Origin of the sequence: Gordonia sp. PP30 (genome assembly GCF_023100845.1) — a bacterium.
Taxonomy (GTDB): Bacteria; Actinomycetota; Actinomycetes; order Mycobacteriales; family Mycobacteriaceae; genus Gordonia.
The window spans coordinates 2,088,897-2,113,628 of record NZ_CP095864.1; the positions used below are offsets into that span (position 1 = coordinate 2,088,897).

A 24,732-nucleotide genomic window follows, 5' to 3' on the forward strand; every position below is an offset into this window, starting at 1 on the left:
CGCGCCGGGTCCTGAACTACAGTGAGTCGTGTGAACCCACCCGCGGACCGCGATGCGAATGTTCCCGGCGATGCCGTGGTCCCCGCCCGCGAGCCGGCCGCCACGCCGCTGCAGCGGGCCGGGGTGCTGCTGGCCCGGACCGACGCGAGTGCCCCGATGGTGCGGGCCGCGCAGTTCGCCCGGAAACTGGTGCCGCCCGAGCAGGTCGCGCGTGGACACTCGACGACGCTGGACCGGCTCGCGCGGGCGGTGGAGGACGTCAACGCCGACCGGCCGAGCGCGGTGCGCGAACTCGGCCTGGCGACGGTGGGCGTCTGGCAGGCGCTGAGCGGGCGGCGCGCGCCCGATCCCGCCGAGCCGACCGAGGTGACGATCCTGTTCACCGATCTGGTCGACTTCTCGCGGTGGGCACTGAACGCGGGCGACGATCAGGTCCTGCGGCTGATGCAAGAGGTGAACGACGTGTGCGAGCGCGTGGTCGTCGCGCACTGCGGTCAGGTGGTCAAGACGCTCGGCGACGGCATGATGGCGGTCTTCGCCGACGGCGCCGAGGCCATCGAGGCGGCCCACGAGGCCACCGACGCGGTCAGTGCGATCCAGGTCGAGTCGTACCGGCCCGCGCTGCGCGCCGGGGTGCACACCGGTACACCGCGGGCCGTCGGCGACGATTTCCTCGGCGTCGACGTCAACATCGCGGCCCGGGTCTGCGCCGCGGCCGGCGCCGGGGAGGTGTACGCCAGCGGGCCGACGCTGGAACTCGCCGGTGTCGAGAACTACGCGGTCAAGCGCCGGCGGTTCAAGGCGAAGGGTGTCCCGAAAGACCTGAAGGTGTATCGCGTGATCCCGCGATATGACACTGATCACACCGGGCTCGCCGGGACGTGAACGGCGGGTTCGGCGACGACGAGCTCGAGGCCTTCTACGCCGAGATCGAGCGCGCGACGGCCGCCCGCCACGCCCCGCGCCGCAAGCGGGAACGCCCGGTGAACTACGAGCCGCCGATCTGTCCGACCCCGGAGAAGATCGCCTATCCTTCGCTGGCCGCCGTCACCGGCGCGATCCTGGCCCTCTCCGCGGGTGCACGCCGCCCACCGACGCTGAGTTGCTACGAATGCTCGTGCGGTGCGTGGCATCTGACCAGGTCACGGCGCCGCTAGATGCACGAGAGCCCCGGCCGGCGGCCGGGGCTCTCGCTACATGTGGGGCGTATCAGGAACGGCGTCCCGCGCTGCCGAGAACGGCGACGGGCGTGTGCGCGACCTGCATGTTCAGCCGGTCGGCGGCGCTCATGTGCATACGCTGATTCAGGCGGCGCGTGATGCCACGCACCCTCGACGACAGATCGGGACTGGTGCGATTGCGCATATCGTCCTCCTCCTTTGATCGTTTACTGTCCTCCCTTTTGTAACCATCCGGCAAGGTCAAGTCAAGCTGCGTTGCCCGCGTGTTCACTTTTCGTTCACCTTGACGGGCGGGGGTTCACCCGGTCGCGACCCCGGCCGCCCGGATCATTCGGCGACGAGCGCGGCCAGGCGTTCCACCTCCGCGATCGAGCCGGGGGAGACCAGCATGGTGGTCACGCCGGCGGCCTCCCAGCGGGCGATCTGCGCACGAACGTGCGCTTCGTCGCCGACGATCGCCGAATCGTCGACCACCTCGTCGGGGATGATCGCAGCGGCCTCGTCCTTGCGGCCGGCGCGGAACAGGGCCGTCACCTCGTCGACCACCTCGGCGTAGCCCATGCGCCGGTAGACCTCGGCGTGGAAGTTGGTGTCCTCGCTGCCCATGCCGCCCATGTAGAGCGCCAGGAAGGGTTTGATCCCGGCGTAGGCGGCGGCCGTGTCGTCGGTGAGGACGATCTGGGCGGTCGCGCAGATCTCGAAGGTCTCGCGGGTCCGGCGGGCGCCGGCCCGGGCGAAGCCCTCGTCGAGCCATTCGTTGTAGGTGTCGGCCATCCGCGGGGTGTAGAAGAGCGGCAGCCAGCCGTCGGCGATCTCCGCCGCCAGGGCGATGTTCTTGGGTCCCTCGGCGCCGAGGTAGACCGGGATGTCGGCGCGCAGCGGGTGAACGATCGGCTTGAGCGGCTTGCCCAGGCCGGTCGCCTTCTCGCCACGGTAGGGAAGCGGGTAGTGGTCGCCGTCGGACGTGACCGGCGCCTGCCGCGCCCAGACCTGGCGCATGATGTCGATGTACTCGCGGGTGCGGGCCAGCGGCCGTGCGAACGACTGGCCGTACCAGCCCTCCACGACCTGCGGGCCGGAGACGCCGAGACCGACGATGTGCCGCCCGCCGGACAGGTGGTCGAGGGTCAGCGCCGCCATCGCGCACGAGGTGGGGGTGCGGGCCGACATCTGCAACACCGATGTGCCGAGCCGGAGACGCTGCGTCCGGCTGCCCCACCACGCGAGCGGCGTGTAGGCGTCCGAGCCCCAGGCTTCGGCGGTGAAGATCGCGTCGAAGCCGGCCGTTTCCGCGGCGTCGACCAGTTCGGCGTGATTGTGCGGGGGCTGCGCACCCCAGTACCCAAGTTGCAGACCGAGTTTCATGGATCTCAATCTACAAAGCCGCCGGGCCGGCCGGGACCGCTGTCCGATATCGACCGAGTTCAGACGGTCCAGGGATTGATGAGGTCGATACCGATGTTCTGAAAATCCTTGATGTTCCGGGTGGCGAGAGTGGCGTCTTCCGCCGCGCAGATCGCCGCTATCTGGGCGTCCGCGGCGCCGATCGGAAGGCCGAGTCGTTCGCGTTCGGTGACGATCTCGGCGTAGTGGACCGCGGCGACGGAGTCGAACGGAAGGATCCGTCCGGCGAGATCTTCGTCGAGCACTGCCGTGATCGCGGCGGCGAGGGCCGTCCGCCGGCGGCCCGCGGGTAGCCGGGCGGCACCGTAGAGCAGCTCGGCCGAGGTCACCGCGGTGGTCGCGGTATCCGCGGCGTCTTGATCGTCGAGCCATTCGAGGACGTGCCGATCTGGTTCCGGGCGGAACAACTCCGACAAGACGTTCGTGTCGAGGACGATCATTCGAGGTCTGCCGCCCGCGGCGCGTCGGTGGCTCGGGAGGTCTCGAAGTCGCCGAGTTCGGCGAATCGTGCATGGATCCGGCTGCCCAGGCCGGAGCGCTTCGGTGAGCGAGTCAGGTCGTCCTCGAGGATGGCGCGCACTTCCGCTTCCATGGAGCGGCCGTGCTGTGCGGCTCGTACACGCAGCTTGGCATGCAGGTCGTCATCGAAACCCCGGATGGTGAGTGTGGCCATGATCCCTCCCCGTGACGCTCTGCAGTCGATGACTGCAATGCTAGCAGTAGATCAGGTGCGGGTGAAGAGCCAGACCTGTTCGGCCCGCCAGCAGGTGAAGGCGGTGAGGAGCAGGACGGCGAACCGGGCGAGGTCGGCGAGACGTCCGCCGGCGCGCGCCGAGGCCGGGACCCCGACGGCGACCAGGGCCGCCGCGGTCAGCGCGTAGCCGGTGAAGACCTCCGGGCGCGCCGGCTCGGCGGTGTGCCGCACCCAGGCGAAGAAGCCGGTGGCCAGCCACGACAGCGCGGCCACGATGATCAGCGCCGTCGCCGCGTCCGGCCAGCGCGGCGGTTCCCGCCGCAGCGCGCGGATCAGCGACCACACCGCGCAGGCGAGGATCACGCCGCAGACCAGGGCGCCGGCGGTGCGGTTCACTGCGCGTGGCGCTGGGCGGCCGCGCGCTTGCGGCGGCGTTTGGTCGCGGTGCGGAACTGCCAGGTGCTGAGCCCGGTGATCATCAGCGCGAGCGGGGTCAGACCGAAGAGGAACCAGAGGGCCCGCCACCAGCCGTTGACGGACTGCCCGTAGTGCAGGGTCGGCTGCGCCCACTGGTCGATGATCGTGTTGGACACGGTCTTCGGCGGCCCGGAGAACACTTTGACGATCGTCGGATCGTGCGCGTCGACGCCGATGCTCCGGTTTCCGTGGTAGGTCGCGCTGCCGCGCCAGAGGTCGGTGTCGCCGTCCAGGACGTCGACCGAATAGTATTCCGATCCCTCGGACGGCAGGCTGATCCAGGTGATCCGGGCCCCCGGGTACCGCGCCTGTGCCACGCCGATCGCGTCGTCGAGGGTGATCGCGGGCCCGGAGCCGTCTCCGTCCATCGAGTACTGGTCGTCACCCGGATCGACGCCGCCGGTCGCCGAGTACCACAGGTGCGACAGCGTCGGGATCTCGAAGTTCATCCCGGTCAGGCCCCAGATCAACAGCGGGACGGCGGCGACGATGCCGATGACGTTGTGCAGGTCGTAGTCGCGGGCGAACCGGCCCTTGCCGAGGCGGACGCGAAAGCCGTGGCGCCACTTCGTCAGCCCCGGGAACCAGACGACGACGCCGGAGACGGCCAGGAAGACCAGCAGCGCGCCGGTCAGCGCCAGGATCACCGCGCCCCAGGTCATTCCCGCGAACGCGGTGGTGCCGGCGACCGGTGACGGCCTGTTGAGCCAGGCCGCGTAGCCCGTGTAGCCCTCGCAGGTGAGCCCGCAGTCGTGCAGATTGGTGAGGAAGCCCATCGGCCCGTGCTGGAGGTTCGCCCGGCCGTTGACCCGCCCGGTGCCGGCGTCGACGAAGTAGGCGCCGCCGGAGGAGTCCGACGAGTTCAGGATGTAGACGCCGCCCTTCTCGCTGACATACGCGGGGGCGAAGCCGGGGTCGGCGCGGTGGACGGCGTCGATGGCCTGCTGGAAGGTGACCGGGTTCGGCGAGTCGGTGGCGTGGAACTGCTCGGCATACGTGGCGCGGTCGATCTCCGGCTCGTACACGAGCAGGGCACCCGAGGTGCAGATCACGACGAGCACCAGCCCCAGGACGAGCGACAGCCAGCGGTGCGCGAGGATGAGCGCCCGCCGCACCGGCTTACGTGCCGGGGATTTGCGCGTTCGTCTCTTCGGTGCGGACGCCGGCCGTGTACGTGCGGCCGGGGCGTCGTCCCCGGCGGGCTGTTCACCGGCCTCGGCGACGTCCGAATCGAGAGTCATGGCGAGAAATTAGCATTGGCTACCCTATGTAACAACTGCCGCAAAACCGAGAATCGCGGCGTCGGCAGACGACGGGGCCCGGCTCCGCGGTGTGCGGAGCCGGGCCCGTCATCGGGAGTTTCGCCAGGTCAGCGACGCAGCTCGAAGCGGTCGTTGTCCATCACCTTGGCCCAGGCGGCGGCGAAGTCGTCAACGAACTTGCGGCCCGAATCGCTCTGGCCGTAGACCTCGGCCAGGGCCCGCAACTGCGCGTTGGAGCCGAAGGCCAGATCCACGCGGCTGGCCGTCCACTTCTTCTCGCCCGAGGCGCGGTCGGAGCCGACGTAGGTGCCGTCGTCCGTGGGCTTCCACTCGATCTCCATGTCCAGGAGATTGGTGAAGAAGTCCTGCGACAGGACGCCCGGCCGGTCGGTGAACACGCCCAGCTCGGAGTCGCCGTGGTTGGCGCCGAGCACGCGCAGGCCGCCGATCAGCGCGGTCATCTGCGGGGCGTTCAGGCCGAGCAGCTGAGCACGGTCGACCAGCAGGTACTCCGCCGGTACGACGGCGTCGTCGGACACCCAGTTGCGGAAGCCGTCCCAGCGGGGCTCCATGGCGTGGAACGACTCGACGTCGGTCTGCTCCTGGGTGGCGTCGGTGCGGCCCGGGGTGAACGGCACGGTCAGGTCGTAGCCGCCGGCGCGGGCCGCTTCCTCGATCGCGGCGTTGCCGGCCAGGACCACGACGTCGGCGAAGGAGACCTTCTTGTCGCCGTGGCGCAGGTGGCCGATCAGACCCTCGGTCGACGAGTTGAACTTGTCGGTGATGCCTTCCAGCACCTCGAGGGTGTGCGCCAGTTCTTCGGGCTCGTTGACCGTCCAGTTGCGCTGCGGCTCCAGCCGGACGCGGCCGCCGTTGGCGCCGCCGCGCTTGTCGCTGTTGCGGTACGACGCCGCCGAGGCCCACGCGGCCTTGATCAGCTGGGCGGGAGTGAGCCCGGAGTCCAGGATGGCCTTCTTGAGGGCCTTGGCATCGCCGTCGTCGATCAGGTCGAAGTCGACCGGCGGCACCGGGTCCTGCCAGATCAGCGTCTCGTCCGGGACCAGGGCGCCGCGGTAGCGGGAGACCGGGCCCATGTCGCGGTGGGTGAGCTTGAACCAGGCGCGGGCGTAGGCGTCCTCGAAGTCGCGCGGATTCTCCAGGAAGTGGCGGGAGATCGGCTCGTAGATCGGGTCGAAGCGCAGCGCCAGGTCGGTGGTCAGCATCATCGGCTGGTGCTTCTTGGCGGGGTCACCGGCGTCGGGCACGCTGGTCGCGCCGGCGTTGTCCTTGGGATGCCACTGCTGGGCGCCGGCCGGGCTCTTGCCGAGCTCCCACTCGTAGCCGAAGAGCGTCCAGAAGAAGTTGTTGTCCCACGTGGTCGGGGTGCTGTTCCAGGCGCCCTCCAGCCCCGAGGTGACGGCGTCGGTGCCGACTCCGGTGCGGGTCGGGTTCTTCCAGCCCAGGCCCATGTTCTCCAGCGGCGCGCCCTCGGGCTCGGGGCCGAGGACCTCGGCGTCGCCGTTGCCGTGGGTCTTGCCGAAGGTGTGTCCGCCGGCGATCAGGGCGACGGTCTCCTCGTCGTTCATCGCCATCCGGCCGAAGGTCTCGCGGATGTCGATCGCGGCCTTCAGCGGGTCGGGGTTCCCGTTGGGGCCCTCCGGGTTGACGTAGATCAGGCCCATCTGCACCGCGGCGAGCGGGTTGTCGAGGTCGCGGTCCCCGGTGTAGCGCTCATCGTCGAGCCAGGTGGTCTCCGGGCCCCAGTAGACCTCCTCGGGCTCCCACTTCTCGGTGCGGCCGCCGGCGAAGCCGAAGACCTTCAGGCCCATCGACTCCATGGCGAAGGTGCCGGCGAAGATGATGAGGTCGCCCCAGGACAGCTTGGCGCCGTACTTCTGCTTCAGCGGCCACAGCAGGCGGCGGGCCTTGTCCAGGCTGGCGTTGTCCGGCCAGCTGTTGAGCGGGGCGAAGCGCTGCATGCCGTGTCCGGCACCGCCGCGGCCGTCGGCGATCCGGTAGGTGCCGGCGGCGTGCCAGGCCATGCGCACGAAGAACGGGCCGTAGTTGCCGTAGTCGGCCGGCCACCACGACTTCGAGTCGCGCATCAGAGCGACCAGATCGGCCTTGAGCTCGTCGAGGTCGATGGTCTCGAAGGCGGCGCCGTAGTCGAAGTCACTCGGATACGGGTCGCCCTCGGCCGGGTTCTCGGCGAGGAGTTTGAGGTTGAGCTGATTGGGCCACCAGTCACGGTTGCCGCCGCCCTCCGTCGGCGGCTTGAGCTGGTGAATCGGGCATCCGGCCTTGCTGTCATCGACTTCGGCGAGGGGCTGTTCGTCGGACACGGGGTTTCCTTTCGATGGACCGAGGATTCGGTTGTCTGCGGTGGATTGGGCTGGACGGGTCAGGGGGTCTGTGGGAGTTCGGCGGGGGTGGACGAGCGCCGGGCGCAGTCGGGGCAGAGGCCCCAATAGACCACCTCGGCCTCGTCGATGAGGTAGCCGTGCGTCTGCGCGGCCTCCAGGCACGGTGCGTCGCCGACCGCGCAGTCGACGTCGCGGACGTCACCGCAGTCGCGGCACACCAGATGGTGATGGTTGTCGCCGATGCGGGTCTCGTAGCGCGCCACATGCCCGGTGGGCTGGATACGGCGGAGCAGGCCGGCGTCGGTCAGCGCGCGCAGCACGTCGTACACGGCCTGCCGGGACACCTCGGGCAATTGCTCGCGGACCTCACCGAGGATCGCCTCGGTGACGGCGTGCGGGTGAGCGTCGACGGCTTGCAGCACCGCGAGCCGGGGCCGCGTCACCCGCAGGCCGGCCTGGCGGATCGACGCGGTGAGCGCCGTCGTCGTGGCGGGGCGGTGATCGGTCATGACCCCATGCTGCCTAGCTTTCTGTACTAAGTCCAGAAATCAGCGAAATCGGGGCCGGAAGTCCCGGATCCGGATCCCCGGCGAGGAATCGGCGCGGCACGTCGACCAGCATGGTGTCGATGGTCGACGGCGCGATGCCCTCACCGATGAGGGTGGGGACCACCCGCTCGCTGATCTGCCGGTAGTTCCAGTTCGGCGTCACCTTCGGCTGTTTGGCGGGGTCGAACCAGTCGCTGAAACAGAATGCGCTCTGCGACAGCGCGATCCGGTCGGCGTAGCCCTCGCCGACCAGCGCCAGCAGCGTCGCCATCCGGACCTCGTGGGGGAGCAGCACGTCGACGCCGAAGCGGTCGAGGCCGATGATCGAGCCGGCCGATGCGAGCCTGCGGAGATACTCGAGGTCGCCGGTGTCGCCGGAATGCGCGAGCATCACGCGGCGCAGATCGACGCCCTCCTCGCCGAGGACACGCTGGGCGATGAGCCCGGACCGGGTGTGCGGATTGGTGTGCACGACCACCGGTGCGCCGGTGGCGACGCTCGCCTGGCCCACCGCTCGCATGATCCGCTCGACGCCGGGGGTGAGGCCCTCGGCCTCGATGACGCACACCAGGAAGGCGGCCTTGGCGCCGCCGCTGTGCGGGATGCCCTCGGTCAGATCCCGCACGAAGGCCTCGACCAGCGGCTCGGCGGCGTCGAAGCCGAGTCCCGGACCGGTGTAGTGCAGCTGCAACGGCAGGTCGTTGTAGGTGAACAGGCCGGTGGCGACCGGGATGTTCAGTTCCACCTGCTCGGCGACCCGCCGGACCCGCGCCACATTGCGGCCCATCCCGGCGACCGACGCGTCCAGGAGGCTGTCGATCCCGAGCGCCTTGAGTTCGCCGAGGACGGAGATCGCGTTCGCGACCTCCGCGTCTTCGTCCCACTCGGGAAGAAAGTTCAGCCGGTAGTCCTCGTTCACGACGAAGACGTGTTCGTGAGCGAGAGTCCGTCCGAGTTCCTCCGCGTCGATCGGTCCCGTCACCGTATTGATGGTCTGCATGGCGCCTTTCGCTCGCCCCGTGGGTTCAAACACTAGGGGTCGGCGGCCCGGCCGCGGAGCCGAATCGGCCACTCGCGCACATCGGATCGGCGGCCGGGCCGATAGTGTGGGCCCATGCTTCGTACCGGACAGGACTTTGCTGGGTTGCGCGTCGTGGGATCGCTCGGGGTATCCGAGGCCGGTGAGAGCTACCTCGTCAAGGCGGCGCAGGCTGCCGCGGAAGACAGCCTGCTGCTGCTTCCCGAGTCGCGGGGCGCCGATCCCGCCTACCGCCGCGCGTTCTTCGATACCGCGGAGAAGGCGGCTTCACTCGGCCATCCGTCGGTGGTGGCGATCCGCGGATACGGCGACGAGCAGGGCCGCCTCTGGGTCGCCTCGGAATACCTGGCCGCCCCGACCGCCGCGGCGCTCGTCCGCCAGTCCGGGGCGTTCGCCCCGGCCGACGCGGCGGCCGCGGTCGTCGCCGTCGCCGGTGCGCTCGAGCAGGCGCGGGCCCGCGGGCTCGTGGTCAGCACGCTCGATCCCGCCCAGGTCTTCGTCGTCGACGGCGGTGGAGCGGGACGGCGCTACGCGATCGGCGGACTGGCGTTGCCGCCGTCCGGCCACGTGCCCGGTCTCGCTGAACGGGCCGATCAGGGCGCCCTCGCCGACTTCGCGGCGTTCCTGCTGATCGGCGGGGAGCCGATCGGGGCGCGCGTCACCACCATGCGGCCCGAGATCCCGGCGGCCGTCGACGAGGTGCTGGCGCGGGCCGCGCGGCCGGCCGCCGAACGGTACGACTCGCCCGTCGATTTCGCCCGCGCGCTGCACGTGGCGCTGACCGGCACCGAACCGGCCCCGGAGGCGTTCGCGCCCGCGCCGCCCGCCAACGACGTGCCCACCGTCGGTTCCGGCGGGATCACGGTGCCGTCGCTGACCGTGCCGTCGGCACCCGCCGCACCCGCCGCGAACCCCTACGCGTCGAATCCGTACGCCTCGAATCCGCAGGCGTCGAATCCCCACACCTCGAACCCGCAGGCGTCGAACCCCTACGGTGCGATCCCGCCGCAGACCGCGCCGTACACGCAGCAGGGACCGGCCGGCTATCCGGCCGCCGGCGGTGGCGGCTATCCGCCGGTGTACGGCGTCACCGGCGCCCCGTACGGCGGCGGGCTTCCGCCCGCCGGAAAGAAGAAGGGCGTCATCGGGGGACTCGGCGCCGGTGCGCTCGCCGCGATCCTGGGCGGCGTCGCGCTGATCGTGGTGATCGCGGTGGTGCTGGTGGTGGCGCTGGGCGGCAAAAGCGGGGGTCACGACACCGCCTCGTCGAGCGCCCCGGTGATCACCTCGTCGCCGGAGCTCAGCACCCCGCCGAGCACCACGGCCGATCCGGTGGTCGTGAACGGTGTGCCGACGCAGTGCGCCCTCGGGACGCCGACCACCCGGTCGACGACCGAAGCGAATCTCGAAACGGGCCCGATCCGGATTCCGGCGGCGGCACTGCCGGCCGGCTGGTCGCCCGATCCGGGAAGTGTGCTGCCCTTCTTCACCGATGCCCAGGGCATCGTGGTGTCCCGGCCGGTGGGGCAGCAGTGGCAGGCTCAGCTGACCGTCGGCACCCTGCCGGACGACTTCACCGGCGACCTCGGCGACATCGCCAAGAAGTTCGCCGGCTGCCTACTGGACACGCCCGGCTACTCCAACACCAACGCCCGGACGCCGATCATCAACGACACCCGCGACGGATCCATCGAGAACAGCTCCGCGAAGACCGTGACGCTCGTCGGTTCGGTACCGGTGACGCGCGGCCCGATCACCTCCGACGACTTCACGGTGCTGATCGCCGGTACCAGTCCGCGCACCATCGTCTTCGGCGTGGCCGCCAACGTCGACGCGCAGAGCAAGGGCGAGATCGACCACGCGATTCACGAGGCGCTGTTCCGGGCGAGCTGATCGCGCCAGGTCATCACGGTCTGCGTCACCACCACGGCGCCGACGACGATCCACGAGTACACGAACAGCCAGCCGATCACCACGAAGACCACGCCGAGCGTGCTGAATCGGGTCTCGGCGTTCGCCAGGATGCGGGAGAACCCGATCTGGGTGGCCAGGAAGTAGAGCGACACGGCGACGCCGATCGCACCACCGGTCGCCAGGACCGCCTGGCCCGGGATCCGGCCGGCGGTGAGCAGGCGGGTGATCGCCGCCCACACCGGCGCCCACAGCAGTGCGCTGAGGATCGTCTCGAACACCATCGCCGAGCTGTACGGCCAGCTGCGCACCAGGAAGACCTCGACGGTGATGCCGGCGACGATGGCGCCGATCACCAGCGGCCACCGCCACCAGCCCGCGATGCCGAGCTTCGGGATGCCCCACGCCTCGGCGTACATCCGGTCGAGGGCGCGGGAGAACGACGTGGCGCCGATGATCGTCATCAATGCGCCGAGGACACCGAACGACGCGGTGGCCGGGCCCGCGGTCAGCGGCTGGTTCGGGTCGAGCTCGAGCCACTGGATGGTGATGCGGTCCATCGCGTGCTCGATCGGGCCGGACACCGGGATGGAGGTCATCACGATCATCACCGGCAGGATCGAGGTGAACGCCTGCCCGGCCAGCGTCATCGCCCGGTCGGTGATGTTGGCGCGGCCCAGATTCGCGGCGATCGCGAAGAGGAGCGTCCCCTGCAGGCCGGTGACGACGGAGGCGACGCGTTCGCGCGCATGCGTCGTCTTCACGAGGTGCGCCGGAGCTTGTTCACGCGGTCCAGTATCGCGCCTGTGCGATAGGGAACAATGACTGCCATGCCCTCTGCCGTGTCGCCCCGCCGCATCGACGATTCCGCCCCGGCCGCACCGGCCGACAGTCACGACCTGATCCGGGTGCGCGGCGCGCGCGTCAACAACCTGAAGGACGTCGACGTCGACCTGCCCAAGCGGCGACTCACCGTGTTCACCGGGCTGTCCGGCTCGGGGAAGAGTTCGCTGGTGTTCGGCACCGTCGCCGCGGAGAGCCAGCGCCTGATCAACGAGACCTACAGCACCTTCGTCCAGGGGTTCATGCCGGCACTGGCCCGCCCCGACGTCGACGTGCTCGACGGCATCACCACCGCGATCATCGTCGACCAGGAGCGGATCGGCGGAAATCCGCGCTCGACGGTCGGCACCATCACCGACGCCAACGCGATGCTGCGGATCCTGTTCAGCCGGCTGGGCGCGCCGCACGTGGGGCCATCGACCGCGTTCTCGTTCAACGTGCCGACGGTCAGCGGCGGCGGCGCGATCAAGGTGGCGGGCAAGAAGGCGGTGAAGAAGACCTTCGAGAGTCTCGGCGGCATGTGCCCGCGCTGCGAGGGGATGGGGACCGTCGCCGACATCGATCTCTCCGAGATCTACGACGAGAACCTGTCGTTCTCCGGCGGCGCGATCAAGGTGCCCGGTATCACCCCGGACGGCTGGTACGGCCGCGTGTACGGCGGCAGCGGTTTCTTCGATCCGGACAAGCCGATCAAGGACTTCACCGCGAAGGAACGGGACGCGCTCCTGCACAAGGAGGCGACGCGGATCAAGGTCGACGGCATCAACATCACCTATGAGGGCATCCTGCCGCGCATCCAGAAGTCGATGCTGAGCAAGGACATCGACGCGGCGGCGCCGCACATCCGGGCGTTCATCGAGCGTGCCGTGACGCAGACCGTCTGCCCGGAGTGCGACGGCACCCGCCTGGCCGAACACGCCCGCACCAGCCTGGTGGCCGGCATCAGCATCGCCGACGCCTGCCGGATGCCGATCGTCGACCTGCGCGACTGGGTCGCCGGGCTCGACGACGCCCGGGTGGCGCCGCTGCTGGAGAATCTGCGTGCCACCCTCGACTCGTTCGTCGAGATCGGGCTCGGCTATCTCACGCTGGAGCGGCCGACCGGTACCCTGTCCGGCGGCGAAGGCCAGCGCGTCAAGATGATCCGGCATCTCGGATCGGCGCTCACGGACGTCACCTACGTGTTCGACGAGCCCACCGTCGGCCTGCACCCGCACGACATCTCGCGGATGAACGACCTGCTGCGACGGCTCCGTGACAAGGGCAACACCGTGCTCGTCGTCGAGCACAAGCCCGAGGTGATCGCGATCGCCGACCACGTGGTCGATCTGGGACCGCGGGCCGGATCGGGCGGCGGCGAGGTCTGCTACGAGGGTGACTTCGTGGGGCTCGCGGCGTCCGGCACGCTCACCGGACAGCATCTCCACGACCGCGCCGCGCTGAAGGATGCGGTGCGTGCGCCGTCGGGGACCCTTCAGATCCGCGGCGCGTCGTCGCACAACCTGCACGACGTGGACGTCGACCTCCCGCTCGGGGTGCTGGTGGCCATCACCGGGGTGGCCGGGTCCGGGAAGAGTTCACTGATCCACGGTTCGGTGTCGCCGCGGGACGAGGTGATCGCGATCGACCAGACCGCGATCCGCGGCTCCCGCCGCAGCAACCCGGCCACCTACACCGGGCTGCTCGACCCGATCCGCAAGGCGTTCGCGAAGGCGAACGGGGTGAAACCGGCCCTGTTCAGCGCGAACTCGGAGGGCGCCTGCCCGGTGTGCAGCGGTAACGGCGTGATCTACACCGACCTGGTGACGATGGCCGGGGTGGCCTCACCGTGCGAGGAATGCGAGGGCAAGCGGTTCCGGCCGGAGGTCCTCGAGTACCTGCTGGGCGACGAGGAGTCGCCGGGCGGCCCGCGGAACATCGCCGAGGTGCTCGCGATGCCGGTCGACGAGGCGCGGGACTTCTTCGCCACCGGTGGGGCGCGTACTCCGGCGGCGTCGAAGATCCTGGACCGGCTGCTCGACGTCGGCCTCGGCTATCTGACGCTCGGCCAGCCGCTGACCACGTTGTCCGGCGGCGAACGCCAGCGCATCAAACTGGCGACCGCGATGGCCGACAAGGCCGAGGTCTACGTGCTCGACGAGCCGACCACCGGTCTGCACCTGGCCGACGTCGACCAGCTGCTGCGCATGCTCGACCGCCTCGTCGACTCCGGCAAGTCGGTGATCGTGATCGAGCATCACCAGGCCGTGATGGCGCACGCGGACTGGATCGTCGACCTGGGCCCCGGCGCCGGCGTCGAGGGCGGGCGTGTCGTGTTCACCGGGGCGCCGGCGGATCTGGTCGCCGATGGTTCGACCCTGACCGGCCGGCACCTGGCGGAGTACGTGTCGTCGGCGGGCTGACCGAACCCACTGCTAGAGGGGCGTTTCGACACGGTTCGTCACGAAGTTCATCCTGAGCTTGTCGAAGGGTTCCTCACCGGCTCAACGGGCTAGCGGGGGCCCGGTGCGTAGCCCATTGAGCCGTGACGAGGCGCTAGCCGAGGAACGTGTCGAAATGCGCTTCTATGCCGACGCGGTCGCGGGGCCGTGGCCGACAGGCTTTCCCGCGGCTTTGCCGGTGTACTGGCTGAGGTAGTGGCCGAAGACGATCAGGCTCAGGAACGCGGCGATGGTGCACCAGATCGACGAGTAGTCGGCGGCCTTGAGCGCGGCGGCGACGCTCATGCCGATCAGGTTGCCCACCCCGAGGGCGATGACCCACCGGAACGAACTCATCATCGGCGCGAAACAGGTCGCGAACACGTACGGGACGGCCATGTAGGCGGCGCTGAAGGGGGTGCCGAGGTGGTAGTCGAGGTTGCTGTCGATCACCTCGACGCTGACCTCCGGCTGCACCGACAGGTAGACCATGTACGCGAAGGTGATCGCGCCGACCACCATCGGTGCGATCAGCCAGGTCCGTCGTCGCCGGTCCGGCTCCATGAGCCAGACCGACCACGGAATGAAGATCGGCAGGATGGCCCAGGCGAAGAGCACCCACAGGTGGACGCCCCAGCCGGACAACTGCGCGTCGGTGTCGTGCCCGAGTTCCAGCCAGGTCCAGCCTTCGAGCGCCTGGTGGATGGCGAAGAGGAGGGGAAGGGCGGCGAACGGTAGCTGGCGCTTGTCTTTCACCAGCGTCAAGGTGGCCACACCCGTCGCACCGATCACACCCGCACCGACAAAGCTGGCAGTCGCACTGAAGCACATGCCGGCTATCCTGACACGCCGGGCGAATCGGGCGTGGCGACACTGGGCTACCGTGTGGGTCGTGCCCGTGCTCGAGCGATTCCAGGTGGTCGCGTACCTGGGCGCGATCGCCGCGGCGCTCGCCGCGGGACTGCTTGCGCCGCAGGTGTTCTCGGGCCTCGGCCCGGCGGCGACACCGCTGCTGGGCGCGCTGCTGTACGTCACTTTTCTGCAGGTCCCGGCGGCCCGGCTGCTCGACGCGCTGCGCGGCGGACGCTTCCTGGCCGCGGTCCTGGTGACCGACTTCCTGGTGGCGCCGCTCGTGGTCGCCGCGCTGTTCGGATTGGTGCCCGACGAGATGGCCGTGCGAATCGGCGTGCTGATGGTGTTGCTGTGCCCGTGTGTGGACTATGTGATCGTGTTCGCCGGGCTGGCCGGCGGTGACGCCGCGCGGCTCCTGGCGGCGACGCCGGTACTGCTGATCGTCCAGATGGCGCTGCTGCCGGTGTATCTGTGGCTCTTCCTCGGCGGGGGCGTGGGCGACGTCGTCGCCGCCGGCCCGTTCCTGGAAGCGTTCGCCGGACTGATCGTCGTGCCGCTGCTCCTCGCCTGGCTGACGCAGTGGTGGTCGTCGTCCGGCGGTGCGGGGCGGCGGGTGGAGCGGGTGGCGACCGCGGCGATGGTGCCGTTGATGGCGGCGGTGCTGTTCGTCGTGGTGGCGTCCCAGGTGCCGCGTCTGGCCGGCCGGCTGGGCACGCTGGCCCCGGTCGCCGGGGTGTACGCGCTGTTCCTGGTGGCGATGACGGCGCTCGGCGCCGCGCTCGGTGTGTTCGGGGGCAGGCGGCTGGGCCTGACGGTGCCGCAGCGCCGGTCGGTGCTGTTCTCCGGTGTCACCCGGAACTCGCTGGTGGTCCTGCCGCTGGCGCTGGCGCTCCCGGGCGGACTGGCGGCCACCGCCGCGGGCGTCACCGTGTTGCAGACGCTGGTCGAGCTGATCGGAATGGTGGTGCTGGTGCGCGTCGTGCCGCGGCTGGTCGGCGGGCCGTAGCCGCGCGCGGAAGCGACACCCGGCCGACGAGCGCGACACCCGGCGCCGAAGCGACGGTCGCAGCTGTCGCTTCGGTGCCGGGTGTCGCGTGCGCTGACCGGCTGTCGCTGCTACTGCCGCACGACTTCCGAGGGGGCCTCGCCGGTGGCCTGCGCGGCCACCGCGGCGAGCTCCTCGCCGATGCTCTCCGGCGCGTCATCGGTGCCGAGGGCAACCGCCGACTCCGTGGCCTTCGGGCGCCCGCCGGTGAACAGCGAGAAGATCGCGCCGAGCACGCAGCACACGACCGCGAAGGTGAACGCCGCGGACAGGCCGTCGGCGAACGGATCGGAGATCAGGTGCGGGAAGAAGTCGAGCCCGGTGAGGTGATCGACCGAGGCCTGCGGCAGCTGCTGGAGCGCCGGGCCGCCGACCATCTCGATCGGGTTGTAGCCGAGGAACGCGGCGAAGAGGATACCGACGGTCGGCAGATTCGCGATGGCGTGCGCGGCGTCGGCCGGCATGCCGTTCGAGGTGAGACCGGAGTACATCGCCGTGGGCAGATGCGTGGCCAGGCCGGCGATCATCAGTGAGAAGAAGATGCCGATCGAGAGCACCATCGAGGCGTTCTGGAAGGTCGTCATCATGCCGGCGCCGGAGCCGCGCGAGTCGGCGGGCAGCGAGTTCATCACCTCGGCGCGGTTCGGCGACGCGAACAGGCCCATGCCGATGCCGTTGATCAGCAGGATCACCGCGAACACCCAGTAGGTGAAGTCGACCGGAATGGCGATCAGCGCGACGAAGGTGCCCGCCGTGAGCAGCATGCCCAGGGTGGTGAACCACCTGGTGCCGAGCCGGTCGGACAGGGCGCCGGAGAGCGGCGCGCTGATCAGGAAGCCGATCGTCATCGGCACCATGTAGATACCGGCCCACAGCGGGGTCTGCGAGTAGTCGTACCCGTGCTGCGGCAGCCAGATGCCCTGCAGCCAGATGATCAGGATGAACTGCAGGCCGCCGCGGCCGATCGACGCCATCAGGTTGGCGGCGTTGCCGAACGCGAACGACCGGTTCTTGAACAGCGAGAGTTTGAACAGCGGGCTCTCGACCCGGGACTCGATCACCACGAAGACCGCCAGCACCGCGAGACCGCCGATGAGCGCGGCGAGGACCCACGGGTTGGTCCAGCCCATGTCGGAGTCACCGTAGGGCTGGATGCCGTAGGTCAGGGCGACGAGCACGGCGATCAGGCCGACGGCGAAGGTGATGTTGCCCCACCAGTCCATCTTCGCGCGGGTGCGGACGCCGGTGTCGCGGAGCTTGAGGTAGGCCCAGACGGTGCCGACCACGCCGAACGGCACCGAGACGAGGAAGATGTAGTGCCACTGGATGGGGGCCAGGACACCGCCGATGAGCAGGCCGAGGAACGAACCGGCGATCGCGGCGACACCGTTGATGCCCATCGCCAGGCCGCGCTGATTGGCCGGGAAGGCATCGGTGAGGATCGCCGACGAGTTCGCCATCAGGAACGCGCCGCCGACGCCCTGCACGATGCGCCAGAAGATCAGCCACAGCGCCGCCTCGGAGCCGTCGAACCAGGTGATGGCGAGGAAGATCGACGACACGGTGAACACCGCGAAACCGAGGTTGTACATGCGGGCGCGGCCGAACATGTCGCCGAGCCGGCCGAAGCTCACCACCAGGACGGCGGTGACCACCAGGAAGCCCATCATCATCCAGAGCAGGTAGCTGGTGTTCTCCGGAAGCAGGGGATTGAGGTGGATGCCCTTGAAGATGTCGGGCAGTGCGATCAGCACGATGGAGGAGTTGATCGTCGCGATCAGCATGCCGAGGGTGGTGTTGGACAGGGCGATCCACTTGTAGTGCGGATCGGGCTCGTCGAGAGCGGGCCCGTCGAGGTGTGTGGAAGTCATTGACCCATTATGTGCTTAGGGCACCTAAGTAATCGAATCGCAAAGGAAATCCTTCGTGTGTGATCGGTTACTCTGGAAACCGGCGATGGATCCCGCCGGAGTCCCTGGGCTCGAACCGCCGGAACGGCTGATGGCTTCCTGCTGACCGATCGATGCATCGGTGGGCGGGAGCCTGTCCACCGATCGAGGCGAAGGAGATTCTCATGGCGATGTCGGGTCGTGATCTGGTGGTGGGGGTGGTGCCCGGCCAGCCGCCCGCGGTGGTCGACACCGCGGTGGAATGGGCGCAGGTCTGTCGGGCTACCCGGGTGCACTTCGTCTACGTCGATCCGTCGCGGATCAGCGTCGACGGCACCGGGCACGAGGAGCCGATCGATCCGGACTCGGCGAGTGCGCTGCGCGAGGACTGGGAACGGCAGCTGCGCGACGACCTCGACCGCCGCCTCTCCGAATCCGGGATCCCGTGGGACTTCCACTATCTCGTCGGAGCGCCCGACCGGGTCCTGGCCGCGCTGGCCGACAAGGTCGATGCCGCGGTGCTGATCGTGGGCACGCGGCGCCGGGGATTCTGGCAGGACCTGCGTGAACTGGTCGACGGCTCGGTCGCGGTGGCGCTGTGCCGGGATCAGCGACGGCCGGTGGTCGTCGTCCCGCAGCATCCGGCCTCCGGTGGCGGCCGGTGAGCGCGCGCGCCTCGGCGCTGGCCGGTCAGGGACCGGCGATCGGTCTGGTCTTCGTCGGCGGCATGGTCGGCGCGCTCGCCCGCTACGGCGTCGAGCTCGCACTGCCCGCCACATCCGGGGCGTTTCCGTGGGCGACGTTCACGGTGAACATCGTGGGCGCGTTCATCCTCGGACTGCTGCTCGAGTCGCTCGTCCTGGCCGGTCCCGACACCGGGATGCGCCGCCGCGCACGACTGTTCTGCGGAACCGGTTTCACCGGAGCGTTCACCACCTACAGCAGTTTCGCGGTGGAGATCGGCATGCTGACGCACGGCGGCAGCGCGGGCGTCGCGGCGGCCTACGCCGCGGCGAGCCTCGCCGCCGGACTGGCCGTGATGGCATTCGGACTGTGGACGGCGAACGTCGCCCGCGCAGCGCTGGGAGGGGCCCGATGACGCTCTGGATGACACTCGGCGTCGCCGTCTTCGGCGGGCTGGGCGCGGTGGCGCGGTTCATGCAGGACACCGTGGTGAAGGCGCGGGTGGCCGCCGGATTCCCGTGGGGCACCTTCTCCATCAACGTGCTGGGCAGCCTGCTGCTCGGGCTGGTGACCGGGCTGGTGGTGTTCGGCGGGGAGCCGGCCGGCTGGCGGACGGTGATCGGTGTCGGCTTCTGCGGCGGCTACACGACGTTCAGCACCGCGATGTTCGAGACGGTCGCCCTGGCCAGGGATGCTCGCCTGCGGGCGGCGTCGGTCAACCTGTTCGGGACCTTCGTCGCGACCGTGGGCGTGGCGGCACTCGGGCTGTGGCTGGGTTCGCTCGCGGGCTGAGCCCGGCCGCGCCGCCTGCGATAGGCTCCGGTCATGGGTGAGGTGAATGCGCTCGTGGCGCGGCAGGACGAGTCCGGCAACATCGACCTGGCGGCGGAGGTGGTCGACGAGACCTTCCTCGGCGAGGGCGAGGTGGAGATCGCCGTCGAATACTCCGGCGTCAATTTCAAGGATGCGCTGGCGGTGACGCCGAAGGCCGGTGTGGCGCGGGACTATCCGCTGATCCCCGGCATCGATCTGGCCGGGACGGTGCGCGCGTCGTCGTCTCCGGACTTCGCGGTGGGCGACGTGGTGGTCGCGCACGGGCATGACATCGGCACCGGCCGGCACGGCGGCTACGCGGAGGCGGCGCGACTTCCGGCCGGCCTCGTGGTGAAGCTGAACGGCCTGACCGCGGCCGAGGCGGCGACCATCGGGACCGCCGGGTACACCGCCGCGATGAGCGTGGAACGCCTGGTGGCGCACGGCATCTCGCCCGACGACGGCCCGATCCTGGTGACCGGTGCCAGCGGTGGCGTCGGCAGTGTCAGCGTCGATCTGCTGGCCGCGGCCGGGTACGAGGTGGTCGCCTCCACCGGTAAGGAGAGCGCGCACGACCTGCTGCGTGAACTCGGAGCGGCCGAGATCATCGGCCGGATCCCGGCGGAGGGCGAGCGCGTCCGGCCGCTCGGCAAGACCCGGTGGGCGGCCGCCGTCGACTGCGTCGGCGGCACCACGCTCGCGTACGTGCTGTCCGGGCTGCGGTACGAGGGTATCGTGGCCGCGTCCGGGCTGGCCGGCAGCGCCGACCTGCCGACGACGGTGCACCCGTTCATCCTGCGCGGGGTGACGCTGGCCGGAATCGACTCGGTGCAGCAGCCGATCGAACGCCGCCGGGCGCTCTGGGCCCGGCTCGGCACCGACCTGCGGCCGCGGCACCTCGACCTGCTGACAAGCGAGGTCGACGTGTCGGTGCTGCCCGGTTCGATCCGGGAGATCCTGGCCGGTGCGGTGACCGGCCGCACCCGAGTGCGCGTCGCCGGGGGCTTCTGACGCCTGTTCCGGCGGCTCCGGGCTCAGCCGAGTGCGCGGCGCACCAGGTGCAGCGCGTAGACGGTGGCGAGGGTGCGGACCATCGCGCGACCGCCGTGGAAGTGGCGGGTCGCCGTCGTCGTCGGGCGGCCGTCGATCGCCAGGCCGAAGCAGACGGTGCCGACCGGCTTGCCGGGAGCCGCGCCGCCCGGTCCGGCGATCCCGCTGGTGGAGATCGCGATCCCGGCACCGGTCACCCGGCGGGCGCCCTCCGCCATCGCGGCGGCGACCGGCTCGCTGACCGCGCCGAACTCGTCGATCAGCGCCGTCGGCACGCCGAGGACGCCGCTCTTGACCTCGTTGGCGTACGACACGACGCCGCCGAGCATGTACGACGACGATCCGGCGCGATCGGTGAGCCGCGCCGCGACCATCCCACCCGTGCACGACTCGGCGGTCGCGATGGTCCAGCCGTCGAGCAGCCCGGCGAGCACGTCGTCGAGCGAGGCGCCGTCGGGGGAGTAGATCTCCTGCGGATGCGCTTGGCGCAGTAAGGCTTTCAGTGCGTCGTAGCGGTCGGCGTCGGCGCGGCCGAAACGGCTGTCGATCTCCAGTTCGCCGTCGCGCATGCAGGTGGTGACCTCGAGGGCGGACAGCCCGGGGAGTTCGGTCTCCGCACGGCGCAGGGTCTGCGCGAGGTCGGGTTCGGAGAGGCCGTAGGCGCGGATGCTCTGGTGCACCACGTCGATCCGGCGGGCGAGCACCCCGGCGACCGGGGCGGTGGCGAGCGCGTCCGGCCACATGGCCCGCAGCTCGCGCGGCGGCCCGGGCAGGATGAGGACCGGCGGCAGATCGCCGGTCGCCGGAATCGCGATCCCCGGTGCGGTACCGGTCGGGGCGATCGGCGTGGCGCCGTCGGGGACCTGGGCCTGTTTGATCACGGCGGCGATCAGCGACGACGGGAGTTCCTCGTCGTCGGGCACCCGGCGCCAGCGCCGGATGATCCCGGCGATCGCGCGCTCCAGGTCGTCGTCGACGTGCAGCGGGCGACCGCAGAACTCGGCGACGGTGGCCACCGTGAGGTCGTCGGCGGTGGGTCCGAGCCCGCCGGTCGTGATGATCAGGTCGACGCCCTGCCCGGCGAGGAAGGCCAGCTGGGCGGTCATGTCGTGCGGCCGGTCGCCGCAGACACCGAGGTGGGCGACGTCGACGCCCAGGTCGAGCAGGCGCGCGGCGACCCACGGTCCGTTCCGGTCGGTGATCTGGCCGCTGAGGACCTCGGTACCGGTGACGATGATTCCCGCGCGTGCACTCACCCGCCCGAGTCTATGTACTCCCCGCGGCCGCGGCGTGCAAGTACGTTGTCCACAGCTGTGGACAACGTGGTGGCGGGTTCGTCGCGGCCGGATTAGCGTCCTGCGCATGACACACAACGGGGGAGATACAGAGCGCTGGGCACCGAGGGAGACCGAGCGCATCCGGGACGAGCTGGCCGGCGGCTACCGCCGCATCCAGCAGGTGATGCCGCAGGTGCGGGGGCCGGGCGCCGGGCAGGTGGACGCGATGCTCGCCGCCGTGCGGGCAGCGGTCGTCGGCGCCGCGCCGACCTGGCTGTCCGGCGACGTCACGGTCGCGATCCGGGCCGGCGCGCCGCGGCCGGCGGCCCCGGGCGATCTCGCGGCGCTGGGGCCGCGGGGACTGCTGATCTTCGGCGCGCCCCTCGGGGAGACGACGCTCGGTCGCGCCGGTCCGCTCGGCTGCGCGCCGGTCAACGGTCTCGCCTGGTGGACGGCCGCGATCGACGGCGACGGGATCCACGCGAACGACGTCGAGCCGGACCTGCTGATCGTGCACGTGCTGTCGGAGTACCTGTGCGCCGACTCGCCGTGGAGTCCGGCGGTCTGGTCGGAATCGACCGTCACCGACATCGGGATGTTCCCGCTGCCGCTGGGCGGCGAGTTCTGCGCGCCGTCACCCGAGGTGGACGACCTCGCGCCGGTGATCGAGCTGTTGCTCGGGATCGGCCGCGGCGTGGCCGACGGGCGGCTGGCCTTCGAGGGCGGCCGCCCGTGGTGCGATCCGGGCGACTCGTCACCGCGGATCATCGACACCGTGATCTCGGATCCGTTCTGACGGCGGCGGCAGCGGTGATACATGTACGGGACCCCGGCGTGGGCGATGGATCAGGAATGGGTGTTGCCGGTCGACCTGCTGGTGATCGCCCAGCGCGGCGGCATGCGGGCCGATCCGGCGCGAATCCTTGCTTCCGAGCAGTTGATCGCGCGGAACGCTATCGCACCGGACACCGCCGACGAACGGTGGCGACACTTCGAGGCGCACGAGATGGAGATTGCGCGCTGGCTGCGGACACGGGGCATCGACGTGCTGTCCGTACGTGAGTTCAAGAGGCGACGCGCGCCGGACGCAGTGGTTCTGCCGACTTTGGTTCCGGTGGAGTTCAAGACGCTGCATCCCGGTGTGGGGCGCGGGGTCGCGCGATTCAATCACAAGACGTTCATTAACCGGGTCGACGACCTCTCGGAGAAGTGCCGGCGAGGGCTTGTCGATACGCGACAAACCGACGCGACCGCGGACCAAGTGGTGCGCGCGATCGCTGAGTCCGTCTCGGCTTTCGGGGCCCGGATGTGCGAATTCGCGGCGATCGTAGGTGATTCCAGTGGTGGGGACATCGCGGTAGGCTGGCGCTGTGGGGTATAGCGAAGTTTCCTATCACGTCGGCAAAGGAGTGACCGCCGACGAGGTGAACGCTGCGATCGGACAGTTCGGCGATGATCCGGACGATCTCACGTGGGCGGACGCACGACGATCCGGCTGGCCGGCGCCGCTTGGCGAGGAGTACCCGGTCAAGGTGACGGCCAACGGGCCGAACGCTCACGGATACCTCGACCGGATCGCGCAGATGTTGCGCGACCGCTTCGCGGTCGATGTTCTGCCGATCGAAGAACTCGACGACGAATTGGTCGTGCGGTCGGGCTTCGGTGGCGCGGGTGCAGGGGCCGCAGCACCCCACGCGAGCTGACTCGCCGGCCCTGAGCGCCGGCCCGCGATTCGATTCGGCGTCGCCTCGCCATGGGCTGATTCGTACCGGGCGTCGGTCGGCTATCCGCTTCAGCCCCTTGGTGGAATACCACGCGGGGGTATACCGTTGACTCTTGTATACCCCCTATGGGTACGACGAGAGGACGATCATGAGCACCAGCGAGTACACCGTCGCCGGAATGACCTGCGGTCACTGCGAGGCCTCGGTCCGCGAAGAGGTCGGCGAGGTGCCGGGCGTGCAGGGGATCGACGTGAGCGCGTCGACCGGCAAGCTGGTCGTGACCGGCGACGTCGACGACGCCGCCGTGCTGGCCGCCGTCCAGGAGGCCGGGTACTCGGCGGTGCGTGACCGATGAACGCGCCGACCCGGCTCGCGCTCTTCGGGGCCGCGCTGCTGGTCGCGTTCGGTGTGGCCTTCGGCATCGCGCGCGTCGCGGTGCCCGACAGCGTCGTGCGGGCGTGGACCGATTCGAGCCGGTCACCCGGAACGCATGACGACCACGACGACCACGGCGCGCCGCCTGCCACGGCGCCCGTCGCGGGCACCTCGCTCAGTGCCGACGGCTACATACTCGGGCCGGTGTCGGCGCCGGGCCACGTGGGGGAGCCGGGCACCTTGAGCTTCCGGATCGACGACCCCCGCGGTACGCCGCTGACGTCGTACGCCACCGAGCACGAGCAGGACCTGCATCTGATCGTCGTGCGCAGCGACGGCGCGCGGTTCCGCCACGTACATCCGTCGCTCGACGCGGCCACCGGCGTGTGGAGTCTCCCGTGGACCTGGGATGCGGCCGGCACCTATCGGGTGTTCGCCGACTTCGTCCCGGGCGGGCACGACACGTCGCCGCTGACCTTGAGCCGCACGGTGACCGTCGCCGGCGAGGTCACCCCGTGGCGCGGTGAGCCGAGCCGGATCGCCCAGGTCGACGGCCTGACGGTGACCCTGACCGGCGATCTGCCGGTCGGCCACCAGGGCACCCTCACCGCGACCGTCACCCGTGACGGCACACCGGTCACCACGCTGCAGCCGTACCTCGGCGCCTTCGGGCACCTGGTGGCGCTGCGCGAGGGCGACCTCGCCTACCTGCACGTGCACCCGCACGGCGACACCCCGGGACCGGGAGCGACCGGTGGACCCGAGATCGCGTTCAGCGCCTCGGCGCCGACCGCGGGCCGGTACCTGCTGTACCTGGACTTCCAGCTCGACGGCGCGGTCCACACGGCGGCCTTCGTGGTCGACGCGGCGTGACGACACGC

27 protein-coding genes and 1 riboswitch are annotated in these 24,732 nt (G+C 70.1%); of the genes, 14 read left to right on the top strand and 13 right to left on the bottom strand.

Going from position 1 to position 24,732, the window contains the following annotated elements; genetic code table 11:
- Window positions 1-30: 30 nt before the first annotated feature.
- Window positions 31-885: an adenylate/guanylate cyclase domain-containing protein gene (locus MYK68_RS09560; protein WP_247867759.1), complete on the top strand. Its 855-nt coding sequence runs from the start codon at window positions 31-33 to the stop codon at window positions 883-885.
- Window positions 882-1,157, top strand: a complete 276-nt coding sequence (locus tag MYK68_RS09565; RefSeq protein ID WP_247867760.1) for a hypothetical protein — start codon at window positions 882-884, stop codon at window positions 1,155-1,157. Before MYK68_RS09560 ends, MYK68_RS09565 begins: the two co-directional genes overlap by 4 nt.
- Window positions 1,158-1,209: 52 nt before the next feature.
- On the opposite strand, the gene MYK68_RS09570 is transcribed toward MYK68_RS09565, so the two are convergent.
- The 9 genes from MYK68_RS09570 to MYK68_RS09610 all read right to left on the bottom strand — a co-directional run bounded on the left by MYK68_RS09570 (window position 1,210) and on the right by MYK68_RS09610 (window position 8,929).
- The gene (locus MYK68_RS09570) at window positions 1,210-1,452 is read right to left on the bottom strand and encodes a hypothetical protein (protein ID WP_247867761.1); all 243 of its coding nucleotides are present in this window, start codon (window positions 1,450-1,452) and stop codon (window positions 1,210-1,212) included.
- A gap of 56 nt (window positions 1,453-1,508) precedes the next feature.
- Window positions 1,509-2,546, bottom strand: coding sequence for an LLM class F420-dependent oxidoreductase (locus MYK68_RS09575; protein ID WP_247867762.1), 1,038 nt, complete (start codon window positions 2,544-2,546; stop codon window positions 1,509-1,511).
- Between the two features lie 59 nt (window positions 2,547-2,605).
- Window positions 2,606-3,025 carry a type II toxin-antitoxin system VapC family toxin gene (locus tag MYK68_RS09580; protein ID WP_247867763.1) on the bottom strand — a complete coding sequence of 140 codons (420 nt, stop codon included), beginning with the start codon at window positions 3,023-3,025 and terminating at the stop codon, window positions 2,606-2,608.
- Entirely contained in the window at window positions 3,022-3,258 is a 237-nt protein-coding gene (locus MYK68_RS09585; RefSeq protein ID WP_247867764.1) for a FitA-like ribbon-helix-helix domain-containing protein, read from the bottom strand. The genes MYK68_RS09580 and MYK68_RS09585 overlap by 4 nt, the downstream gene beginning before the upstream one ends.
- Window positions 3,259-3,309: 51 nt before the next feature.
- Window positions 3,310-3,675, bottom strand: a complete 366-nt coding sequence (locus MYK68_RS09590) for a hypothetical protein (protein ID WP_247867765.1) — start codon at window positions 3,673-3,675, stop codon at window positions 3,310-3,312.
- A complete protein-coding gene (locus MYK68_RS09595; protein ID WP_247867766.1) occupies window positions 3,672-4,997 on the bottom strand; it encodes a PepSY-associated TM helix domain-containing protein in 1,326 nt (441 codons plus the stop codon). Before MYK68_RS09595 ends, MYK68_RS09590 begins: the two co-directional genes overlap by 4 nt.
- A 128-nt stretch (window positions 4,998-5,125) precedes the next feature.
- Window positions 5,126-7,360: a catalase/peroxidase HPI gene (gene katG / locus MYK68_RS09600; RefSeq protein WP_247867767.1), complete on the bottom strand. Its 2,235-nt coding sequence runs from the start codon at window positions 7,358-7,360 to the stop codon at window positions 5,126-5,128.
- A gap of 59 nt (window positions 7,361-7,419) precedes the next feature.
- Window positions 7,420-7,890, bottom strand: a complete 471-nt coding sequence (locus MYK68_RS09605; RefSeq protein ID WP_247867768.1) for a Fur family transcriptional regulator — start codon at window positions 7,888-7,890, stop codon at window positions 7,420-7,422.
- 13 nt (window positions 7,891-7,903) lie between these two features.
- Window positions 7,904-8,929: a phosphotriesterase family protein gene (locus MYK68_RS09610; protein ID WP_247867769.1), complete on the bottom strand. Its 1,026-nt coding sequence runs from the start codon at window positions 8,927-8,929 to the stop codon at window positions 7,904-7,906.
- Between the two features lie 114 nt (window positions 8,930-9,043).
- Here MYK68_RS09610 and MYK68_RS09615 point away from each other — a divergent pair, with 114 nt between their 5' ends.
- A complete protein-coding gene (locus tag MYK68_RS09615) occupies window positions 9,044-10,861 on the top strand; it encodes a protein kinase family protein (RefSeq protein WP_247867770.1) in 1,818 nt (605 codons plus the stop codon).
- On the opposite strand, the gene MYK68_RS09620 is transcribed toward MYK68_RS09615, so the two are convergent.
- A complete protein-coding gene (locus tag MYK68_RS09620) occupies window positions 10,834-11,643 on the bottom strand; it encodes a hypothetical protein (RefSeq protein ID WP_247867771.1) in 810 nt (269 codons plus the stop codon). The genes MYK68_RS09615 and MYK68_RS09620 overlap by 28 nt on opposite strands.
- Window positions 11,644-11,709: 66 nt before the next feature.
- Between MYK68_RS09620 and MYK68_RS09625 the strand changes: the two genes are divergently transcribed.
- A complete protein-coding gene (locus MYK68_RS09625; protein WP_247867772.1) occupies window positions 11,710-14,124 on the top strand; it encodes an ATP-binding cassette domain-containing protein in 2,415 nt (804 codons plus the stop codon).
- 162 nt (window positions 14,125-14,286) lie between these two features.
- Here the strand turns inward: MYK68_RS09625 and MYK68_RS09630 are convergent, their stop codons facing one another.
- Window positions 14,287-14,973, bottom strand: a complete 687-nt coding sequence (locus MYK68_RS09630; protein ID WP_247867773.1) for a DUF6629 family protein — start codon at window positions 14,971-14,973, stop codon at window positions 14,287-14,289.
- 61 nt (window positions 14,974-15,034) lie between these two features.
- On the opposite strand from MYK68_RS09630, the gene MYK68_RS09635 reads away from it, so the two are divergent.
- Window positions 15,035-16,000: an arsenic resistance protein gene (locus tag MYK68_RS09635; RefSeq protein WP_247867774.1), complete on the top strand. Its 966-nt coding sequence runs from the start codon at window positions 15,035-15,037 to the stop codon at window positions 15,998-16,000.
- A 110-nt stretch (window positions 16,001-16,110) separates the two neighbouring features.
- Here the strand turns inward: MYK68_RS09635 and MYK68_RS09640 are convergent, their stop codons facing one another.
- A complete protein-coding gene (locus tag MYK68_RS09640; RefSeq protein ID WP_247867775.1) occupies window positions 16,111-17,910 on the bottom strand; it encodes an MFS transporter in 1,800 nt (599 codons plus the stop codon).
- 72 nt (window positions 17,911-17,982) lie between these two features.
- Window positions 17,983-18,058: riboswitch (Fluoride riboswitch) on the top strand.
- Between the two features lie 55 nt (window positions 18,059-18,113).
- Between MYK68_RS09640 and MYK68_RS09645 the strand changes: the two genes are divergently transcribed.
- The 4 genes from MYK68_RS09645 to MYK68_RS09660 are packed head-to-tail and all read left to right on the top strand — an operon-like array spanning window position 18,114 to window position 20,436.
- The gene (locus tag MYK68_RS09645) at window positions 18,114-18,593 is read left to right on the top strand and encodes a universal stress protein (protein WP_247867776.1); all 480 of its coding nucleotides are present in this window, start codon (window positions 18,114-18,116) and stop codon (window positions 18,591-18,593) included.
- Window positions 18,590-19,027 carry a fluoride efflux transporter FluC gene (locus MYK68_RS09650; protein WP_247867777.1) on the top strand — a complete coding sequence of 146 codons (438 nt, stop codon included), beginning with the start codon at window positions 18,590-18,592 and terminating at the stop codon, window positions 19,025-19,027. Before MYK68_RS09645 ends, MYK68_RS09650 begins: the two co-directional genes overlap by 4 nt.
- Window positions 19,024-19,404 (top strand): fluoride efflux transporter FluC, encoded by a 381-nt coding sequence (locus MYK68_RS09655; RefSeq protein ID WP_247867778.1) that lies wholly within the window; start codon window positions 19,024-19,026, stop codon window positions 19,402-19,404. Before MYK68_RS09650 ends, MYK68_RS09655 begins: the two co-directional genes overlap by 4 nt.
- Before the next feature lie 33 nt (window positions 19,405-19,437).
- On the top strand, window positions 19,438-20,436 hold the full coding sequence (locus MYK68_RS09660) for an acrylyl-CoA reductase family protein (RefSeq protein WP_247867779.1): 999 nt from the start codon (window positions 19,438-19,440) through the stop codon (window positions 20,434-20,436).
- A gap of 23 nt (window positions 20,437-20,459) precedes the next feature.
- Here MYK68_RS09660 and MYK68_RS09665 read toward each other — a convergent pair whose 3' ends face one another.
- On the bottom strand, window positions 20,460-21,731 hold the full coding sequence (locus MYK68_RS09665; RefSeq protein ID WP_247867780.1) for a competence/damage-inducible protein A: 1,272 nt from the start codon (window positions 21,729-21,731) through the stop codon (window positions 20,460-20,462).
- 106 nt (window positions 21,732-21,837) lie between these two features.
- On the opposite strand from MYK68_RS09665, the gene MYK68_RS09670 reads away from it, so the two are divergent.
- The 5 genes from MYK68_RS09670 (at window position 21,838) to MYK68_RS09690 (ending at window position 24,724) form a co-directional block, all read left to right on the top strand.
- Complete coding sequence (locus MYK68_RS09670) at window positions 21,838-22,548, top strand: hypothetical protein (RefSeq protein ID WP_247867781.1); 711 nt, start codon at window positions 21,838-21,840, stop codon at window positions 22,546-22,548.
- A 21-nt stretch (window positions 22,549-22,569) separates the two neighbouring features.
- The gene (locus MYK68_RS09675) at window positions 22,570-23,133 is read left to right on the top strand and encodes a hypothetical protein (protein ID WP_247867782.1); all 564 of its coding nucleotides are present in this window, start codon (window positions 22,570-22,572) and stop codon (window positions 23,131-23,133) included.
- The gene (locus MYK68_RS09680) at window positions 23,123-23,455 is read left to right on the top strand and encodes a hypothetical protein (RefSeq protein WP_247867783.1); all 333 of its coding nucleotides are present in this window, start codon (window positions 23,123-23,125) and stop codon (window positions 23,453-23,455) included. The genes MYK68_RS09675 and MYK68_RS09680 overlap by 11 nt, the downstream gene beginning before the upstream one ends.
- A gap of 169 nt (window positions 23,456-23,624) precedes the next feature.
- Window positions 23,625-23,831 carry a heavy-metal-associated domain-containing protein gene (locus tag MYK68_RS09685; protein WP_247867784.1) on the top strand — a complete coding sequence of 69 codons (207 nt, stop codon included), beginning with the start codon at window positions 23,625-23,627 and terminating at the stop codon, window positions 23,829-23,831.
- Window positions 23,828-24,724, top strand: coding sequence for a DUF8832 domain-containing protein (locus MYK68_RS09690; RefSeq protein ID WP_247867785.1), 897 nt, complete (start codon window positions 23,828-23,830; stop codon window positions 24,722-24,724). Before MYK68_RS09685 ends, MYK68_RS09690 begins: the two co-directional genes overlap by 4 nt.
- Window positions 24,725-24,732: the final 8 nt, after the last annotated feature.